Source organism: Gaiella sp. (genome assembly GCF_039915195.1).
In the GTDB taxonomy this organism is placed as follows: domain Bacteria; phylum Actinomycetota; class Thermoleophilia; order Gaiellales; family Gaiellaceae; genus Gaiella.
Map to the genome: position 1 here is coordinate 1 of NZ_JBDSNT010000129.1, position 7,365 is coordinate 7,365.

The 7,365-nt window shown below is 68.7% G+C and carries 7 protein-coding genes; all 7 read left to right on the plus strand.

Features of this window, described 5'->3' with window-relative positions; all coding sequences use genetic code 11:
- Positions 1–274: 274 nt before the first annotated feature.
- Positions 275–568, plus strand: coding sequence for a metalloregulator ArsR/SmtB family transcription factor (locus ABIR74_RS11940; RefSeq protein ID WP_348178402.1), 294 nt, complete (start codon positions 275–277; stop codon positions 566–568).
- Positions 565–2,511 carry a proton-conducting transporter membrane subunit gene (locus tag ABIR74_RS11945; RefSeq protein WP_348178390.1) on the plus strand — a complete coding sequence of 649 codons (1,947 nt, stop codon included), beginning with the start codon at positions 565–567 and terminating at the stop codon, positions 2,509–2,511. Before ABIR74_RS11940 ends, ABIR74_RS11945 begins: the two co-directional genes overlap by 4 nt.
- A complete protein-coding gene (locus tag ABIR74_RS11950) occupies positions 2,508–3,434 on the plus strand; it encodes an NADH-quinone oxidoreductase subunit H (RefSeq protein ID WP_348178392.1) in 927 nt (308 codons plus the stop codon). The genes ABIR74_RS11945 and ABIR74_RS11950 overlap by 4 nt, the downstream gene beginning before the upstream one ends.
- Entirely contained in the window at positions 3,431–4,042 is a 612-nt protein-coding gene (locus ABIR74_RS11955; RefSeq protein WP_348178394.1) for a hypothetical protein, read from the plus strand. Before ABIR74_RS11950 ends, ABIR74_RS11955 begins: the two co-directional genes overlap by 4 nt.
- Positions 4,032–5,495 carry a proton-conducting transporter membrane subunit gene (locus ABIR74_RS11960; protein ID WP_348178396.1) on the plus strand — a complete coding sequence of 488 codons (1,464 nt, stop codon included), beginning with the start codon at positions 4,032–4,034 and terminating at the stop codon, positions 5,493–5,495. The genes ABIR74_RS11955 and ABIR74_RS11960 overlap by 11 nt, the downstream gene beginning before the upstream one ends.
- Positions 5,492–6,901: an NADH-quinone oxidoreductase subunit C gene (locus tag ABIR74_RS11965; protein WP_348178398.1), complete on the plus strand. Its 1,410-nt coding sequence runs from the start codon at positions 5,492–5,494 to the stop codon at positions 6,899–6,901. The genes ABIR74_RS11960 and ABIR74_RS11965 overlap by 4 nt, the downstream gene beginning before the upstream one ends.
- Positions 6,902–7,365 (plus strand): hydrogenase (locus tag ABIR74_RS11970; RefSeq protein WP_348178400.1); only part of this gene is annotated, 464 nt, incomplete at its 3' end. It abuts the gene before it with no gap.

Below are 7,365 nucleotides of genomic sequence, written 5' to 3' on the forward strand. Positions count from 1 at the left end.
GCCACAGGAGCTTCCCGCCCACGCCGAGATCGGGACGCCCGATCAGGCTGACGACGGCGTACCCCGAGAGCAGGAGCACGGGGATGATGAACACGAGCAAGAGGAGCCACTGGGCCGCACTGAATGCGAGAACGAGCGATGAGAGACTCATGGCGGCGAGCCTAGCGGATGGCCACAGACGTCAACGCGCACGGTCGAGCACAGTATCTTCAAATCTTCTAATATTGAGAGCATGCCGTTCGAGGCGACCCCCCTGTACGTCACCAAGGCCAGTATGTTTCGCACTCTCGGACACCCTGCCCGCGTGCGAATCCTCGAGCTCCTCCGTGACGGAGAGCACGCAGTTGGAGCACTTCAGGAGGCCCTCGACCTCGACTCGGGGGGAACATCCCAGCACCTCGCGGCCCTGCGAAGGATCGGTCTCGTCGAATCGCGTCGCGAGGGAACGAGCGTCTTCTACCGGGCAGCCGACCCCCGTGTCTTCGGGTTGCTCGATATCGGCCGCGAGCTGATCGCGCGATCGCTCGCCGGACAGCAGGAGTTGCTCGAGGAACTCGCCGCAGAGTGACCGGTCTCGTGATCGGCGGGTTGCTCGGGATCGCAATCGGGGGTCTTCTGTGCTTGCGAGCCGAGAGCCTCGCAGCGGGGTTCATCACCCAGTCCGTCGGCGCACTCGCGCTGGGAGTAGCCGGGCTCTGGGCGCTCGTCTCGGGTGAAGCATGGGGCGCCTTGTTCACGAACGAGCTGACGCCTCGTGCAGGGATCGACGGCCTCACCGGGGTTTTCCTCTTGACGTTCGCGCTTGCCGCGTGCCCGTCCCTCGTCTTCGCTTCGTCGTACGTTGCGAAGACGGCCCGCGGCAGGCTCACCGGCGTGCTCACCGCTACGTTTCTGCTCTCCCTGATTGGAGTTCTCTGCGCCCGCGACCCGCTCTCGTTCCTGTTCTTGTGGGAGCTGATGACGCTCGTCCCTGCGGCGATCATCCTCGTGGGTACAGCAACCGAATCGGCTCGCCGAACCGTGTTCACGTACGTCGCGATCACCCACCTGGGTGGAGCGGGGACCTGGATCGCCCTCCTGCTCCTCGCGCACGAAGGAGCGATCGGTAACTCGACCGCGCTCTCCGAGGGATCGACGGTGCAGGCTGTGGTCGCCGTCGCGGCGATCATCGGCTTCGGGACGAAGGCTGGACTGATGCCGATGCACGCCTGGCTCCCCCGCGCTCACCCCATCGCCCCTGCCCCGATCTCGGCACTGATGAGCGGAGTGATGGTCGCCGTCGCCGTCTATGGCCTGGTTCGTGTTCTCGTCGACTGGATTGGCACCCCACCTTCCTGGATCGGCGCGACGGTGCTGGTCCTCGGTGTCCTCTCTGCGCTCGGTGGCATCACATACGCGCTGTTCCAGAACGACCTCAAGCGGCTCCTCGCATACTCGACGGTCGAGCACCTGGGCATCGTCGCGCTGGGGCTCGGCGCCTGCCTTCTCTTTCGGCAGCACGGAGCCGACGCCTGGGCCGCCTTCGCGCTCGGCGCGGCCCTGCTGCACACGGTCAACCATGCTGTGTTCAAGGCGCTTCTGTTTCTCGGCGCGGGGACGTTCGAGCGCGCGACGGGTGGCCTCGAACTGGATCGCCTCGGCGGGTTGCTTCGTCGGATGCCCTGGAGTGGCGGCGCGTTTCTCGTCGGCTGTCTTGCGATCGCCGGGATGCCGCTCCTGAACGGATTCGCCTCGGAGTGGTTGACCCTTCGGGCGCTCCTCCAAGTACCTGCGTACGCGGGGGTGTGGGATGGCACCCTCGGCGCCGTTGCACTCGCCGCGCTCGCCGGCACGATGACGGTCGCCGTGCTCTGCTTCGTGAAGGTGATCGGTCTCGTGTTGCTCGGGCCGACCCGCCGGAGCGGCGTCGCGGATGCGGTCGAATCGCCGCCCGCGATGCGCGGCGCGCTCGTCGCGCTCGCCGGAGCATGCTTCGTGCTCGGAACCACCCCGGGGCTGCTGTTCCCTCTGCTCGTCGGTCTCGCGCCCTGGCCCGTGACCGGTGACGAGCCGTCCCGTCCTGGGCTCGACCTTCCCGGCACCGGCTCTCTGCCGACGGTCGGCCTGCTCGCCGTCGTCGGCGGTCTCGGAGCGCTGCTCTGGATTGCCCGCGGAGACCGTCGCGCGGCGCCGAGCCCGAGCTGGGCCGGCGGGCAACGCGTCGAGTCACCACTCCTCTGGAGCAGTGCCGGGTTCAGCAAGCCGCTGCGGCTCGTGCTCGAGGCAGTGCTCCGGCCTCAGCGGGAGATCGAGACGACAACGGTCGGTGGCGTGGTGCAGGAGGTCTCGTACGAGGGCCGTGTCCCGCACCTGATCGACGTGCACCTCTATCGCCCGGTCACGGCAGGTGCGCTCGTGGCAGCTTCCTGGGCACGCCGCCTGCAGAGCGGTCGGCTCGGCACCTACGTCGGTTACCTGATTGCGCTCGTCGTCCTGCTCCTCGTCGCCGTGCGAGTCGGGGCGATCGGATGACCCCGCAGTCCGCCTCCGTAGCCGTCATGCAGATCGCGGGCGGCCTCGCGCTCTCGCCACTCCTGATCGGCGTCACCCAGCAGGCGAAGGCCCGACTCCAGGGGCGTCGTGGTTCGGGTCCGCTCCAGCCCTACCGCGAGCTGCGCCGACTCTGGGGGAAGAGCGCCGTCGACGTCGAGGGCACGACGTTCGTGTATCGCCTCGCTCCCGTGATCGTGGCGGCAGCGATGGGAGCCGCGATCCTGCTCGTCCCGATCGCGGCCCACGCGCCCCGACTCGGGGTCGGCCAGGACGCCCTCGTGCTCGCCGGTTTGCTCGCGCTCTCGCGCCTTGCGGTCTGCATTGCCGCCTGGGACACCTCCAACGGATTCGCTTTGCAGGGAGCGAGTCGCGACCTCACGTTGTCGGTCTTTGTCGAGGCGGCTCTCGTCCTCTCTCTGGCCGTCGCAGCACTCGTCGCCGGGACGACCGACCTCAGCGGCGTGATAGCCGGAACGGCCGGCGGGCACCCGTGGACGACGCCGGCGCTGGCACTTGGTGGCGTCGCGTTCGCGCTCGTCGTCGTCGCCGAGACCGGCCGTCAACCCGTGGACAATCCGGATACGCACCTCGAGTTGACGATGATCCACGAGGGGCCGGTGCTCGAGTACGCCGGACGCGACCAGGCCTATCTCCAGTGGGCGCTCGCCGCGCGACACTGGCTCGTGCTCGTGCTCGCGGCACAGGTGTTCCTCCCCCACCCCGTCGGCACATGGTGGCAGCTCGCCATGCTGCCCGTATCGCTCGGCCTCCTCTGCGTCGCACTCGCCGTCACCGAGACGCTGATCGCAAAGATGCGCATTCTCCTCGTTCCGCGTCTGATTGGCGTCGGTGCGGCCGTCGCGCTCCTCGGCATCGTCACCTGGCTCGTGGAGACCACATGAGCGGCATCGCCTGGGCACTCGTGGCGCTCGGGATCGGCGTGATCGTGATCCGACGGCGCTCGATCGCCGTGGCACTCGTGACCGCTCAGGCGTTCGTGCTCGCTGTAGCCGCCCTCGCCGAGGGCGCGTCAGCTGATGACGTCGTGGCGGCCACGGCTCTTGGCGTGCGCGGTGTCGTCCTTGCCGCGCTGTTCCTCTTCCTCGTCCGGCGCACCCGGGAAACGAGGCCCGTGCCCGTCGGCGTCGCTCCCCTCGCGCGCGCGGCTGCAGCGGTGACGCTCGCGTTGGCGTTGATCTGGCTCGTGCCCCCGTTCGGGCTCGAAACGCACGAGGCCGAGCAGGCGACGCTGTCGCTCGTCGCGCTCGGGCTCGTCACCGCTGCAATGCGACGGGCGACGCTGTTCCAGGTGCTCGGGATCGTGCTCGTCGAGAACGGCCTCGCGCTCGCAGCCCTCTCGCTACCGGGCGAGCCATCGCTCGCAATCGAGATCGGCGTCGCCGTCGACCTGCTGCTCGTCGCACTCGTGGCCGGCGTCTTCCACCAGCGGATCTTCGCGGAGTTCGGAGCCGGGGACACCGCCGCGTTGAGGAGCCTCCGTGACTCCTAGGGAATGGCTCGTCACAGTTGTGCTCGTTCTCCCGCTCGTCGGCGCCGGGGCTGCAGGGGTGGTGTCGCGCGGTTGGCTTTGCCGGGTCATGACAGGGATTGCTGTGCTCACTGCGCTCGCCGCGCTCACGCTCGCAGCCGTCGCCCTCCTCGAGCCGACGCATCGCGAGCTCGGTCGCTGGATCGTTGTCGATCCTGCCGGGGGGATCATCGTCGGCGTGATCGCGTGCGTCGGCGTGGCAAGCGCTCTCGTCTCACCGCAATTCCTTTCGATGCGTCGAGGTTCGCTCTTCCAGGCGGGCCGCGCCGATCGCATCTACTGGGCAACGTTCTTCGCGTTCTGGGCGGTGCTCCTCGCGGTACCTCTCGCAGGGAATCTCGGGGCGGCCTGGCTCGCGATCGAGGCGACCACCGCCGCCTCGGCCCTCCTCGTCGGCTTCAGCGGACGGGCTCGCGCTCTCGAGGCGGGCTGGAAGTACCTCATCCTCACGTCCCTCGGGCTCGGCGTCGCGTTGCTCGGGATCCTGATGCTCGAATCGGCCGCCGGGGGCGGAGGCATCGAGATGCTGACGTGGCGTACCCTTCCGCACCTCTCCCTCGACTCCGACGTCGCGGTCGTTGCGTACGTGCTGCTCCTCGCAGGCCTCGCCGCCAAGATCGGCTGGGCCCCCGTCCACAACTGGCTCCCCGACGCTCACTCCGAAGCGCCGGCGCCCGTCTCCGCACTCCTCTCGGCGGCGCTCCTCCCTGCGGTGCTCCTCGTCGCCTGGCGTTCACAGCAGGCGCTCGCTCCGACGATCGGCGTCCGCACCGCCGGCAGCGTGCTCGTCGGCTTCGGTCTCGCCTCACTCGCGGTGGCGGTCCCGTTTCTCTGGCAGTCGCAGGCATGGAAGCGGCTGCTCGCGTACTCGAGCCTCGAGCATATGGGTGTGATCGCTCTCGGTGTCGGCTTCGGGGGCACGCTCGCGCTCGCCGGCGTCGCGATCCACGTCGTCGGCCACGCACTCGCCAAGGCGCTCGGGTTCTACGCGGCGATTCCGCTGCTCGCACACGAACCGCGCGCCTCGGGTCACGGTGTGGGTGGAATCGGCACGACGGAGCCGGCGCTCGGCGTATCGCTCGGAGTGTCACTCGGGGCGCTCGCGGGTCTCCCTCCTTCACCGCTCTTCGTCAGCGAGGTGTTGATCGTCGCAGGCGGCTTCCAGGTGGGTCGACCCTGGGCAGCAGGCGCTGCCGCGATCTTGCTCGCGCTGGGCTTCCTCGGTCTGACTCACGCGCTCATCGACACCTTGATCGGGAAGCCACGCGGACGGGATCGTCATCCCGCTCTCGGCCTCCGCGCGGTCACAACGATGACGATCGTCGCCGTACCACTCCTTCTTGCCCTCACCGTCGCGGCTCTATGGCTTCCCGACTCGGCCATCGTGCAAGGGCTGATCCGGGGACTCGGATGAACACCCACCATGATTCCGGCAGCACCTACCGTCAAGGAATCGCAGACGCACTCGCCGACGGGTGGCGCTTCGCGAGCCTCCACGCGACGACGGAGGACGGAGGCCGGGTGGTGCGGACGCTTCTGTCGTCGACGGGTGGGGATCTCCGGATCGAGAGCGCGAACGCCGCGCCCGACTCGGTACCGACGATCGTCGATCTCTGTCCAGCAGCCGGCTGGGACGAGCGCGAGGCGCACGACCTCTACGGGGTGGACTTCGACGGGCACGAGCCTCTGCGACCACTCGTCGACCACGACGTCACGCTGGAGCAGTTCGCGACCCCGGTGCGCGGGCACGATGCCTACCAGGTCGCGGTCGGGCCGATCCACGCAGGCGTGATCGAGTCCGGCCACTTTCGCTTCCACGTCGTCGGCGAGCTGATCCTCCACGTCGACACACGCCTCTTCTACAAGCATCGTGGCCTCGAGCGAGCGGCCGAGGGGCTGGCACTAGAAGACGCGCTCGGCGTTGTCGCCCGCTCCTGCTCGGGGTGCTGGGCAAGCAACGCCGTTGCATACGCGCACGCGTGCGAGGAGGCGCTCGGCCTGCCCGCGCCGCCCGAGCTTGCCCGCGCCAGGACCATCCTGCTCGAGCTCGAGCGAGTCTGGAACACGCTCAACGACATCAGCGCGATCTGCGCGGGCGTCGGGCTAGCGGCCGGCACGAGTCGCTTCGCAGCACTGGTCGACGACGCCCGGCGCTTGAATCAGCGGCTGACCGGTCATCGGTTCCTTGCTGGCTCTGTCGCGGTCGGCGGCAACGCCCTCGATCTGGACGGTTCGGCCATCCGCGATGCGCGGAAGACTCTCGCCCGAATCCGCTCGGAATCCTCGAGGGCCTGGAAGGCACTCCTCTTCAACGGCTCGTTCATGGACCGCATGCCCGACATCGGGATCGTCGATGCTGCTACGGCCAGCACGCTCGGAGCGGTCGGAACCGCCGCTCGAGCCGCCGGTCTCGCCGAGGACCTGCGAACGACGAGCCCTCGCCTGGCTTACGACGGCTTCGCGGTCGCGGTGCTGCGGCGTCAGACCGGGGACGTCCAGGCTCGACTCGAGCAGCGAGCGCTCGAGCTACTTCCCTGCCTCGACATCCTCGACCGCTTGCTCGACGGATCCATACGCCCGGTGACGTCGGTACGCGCGGGGCAGGGCGCCTCGATCGGCGTCGGACGCGTCGAGAGTCCGCGCGGCGCCACGACGTGCGTCGTCGAGCGTGACGGTGATCGGGTCAGTCGCGTACGTCTGCGCACCGGCTCGTACGCGAACTGGCCCGCAGTCGCACATGCCGCCGCGGGCAACCTGCTTCCCGATTTCCCCCTCATCAACAAGAGCTTCGAGCTCTGCTACGCCTGCGTGGATCGGTAGATGCTGACGCTCCTCCGTGATCTCAGGAACCTCCGGCGCTCGATCGGCCTCCCTGCCGCCGCAAGCACCGGTTCCCTCGCGATCCGCCACGTCGACTGCGGCTCGTGCAACGGTTGCGAGCACGAGCTGACGCTGGTTTCGAGCCCCGTCGTCGACCTGGCCCGGTACGGTCTCGGAATCGTCGCCTCACCCCGCCACGCTGATGTCCTGCTTGTCACTGGCCCCGTGACGACGCGCATGCACGCGGCTCTCCTCACGGCGTATGCGGCGATGCCGGAACCGCGCCGGATTGTCGCGCTCGGAGACTGCGCGGTTGGCAACGGCATCCTTGGTGATCCGTCCGAGATCGTCGGCCCCGTGGAGGACGTGCTTCCGGTCGACCTGCGCATCCCCGGCTGCCCACCGACGCCGGATGAGATCGCGACGGCGCTGATCGGCCTCATCGACGAAGGAGTTGCAACGTG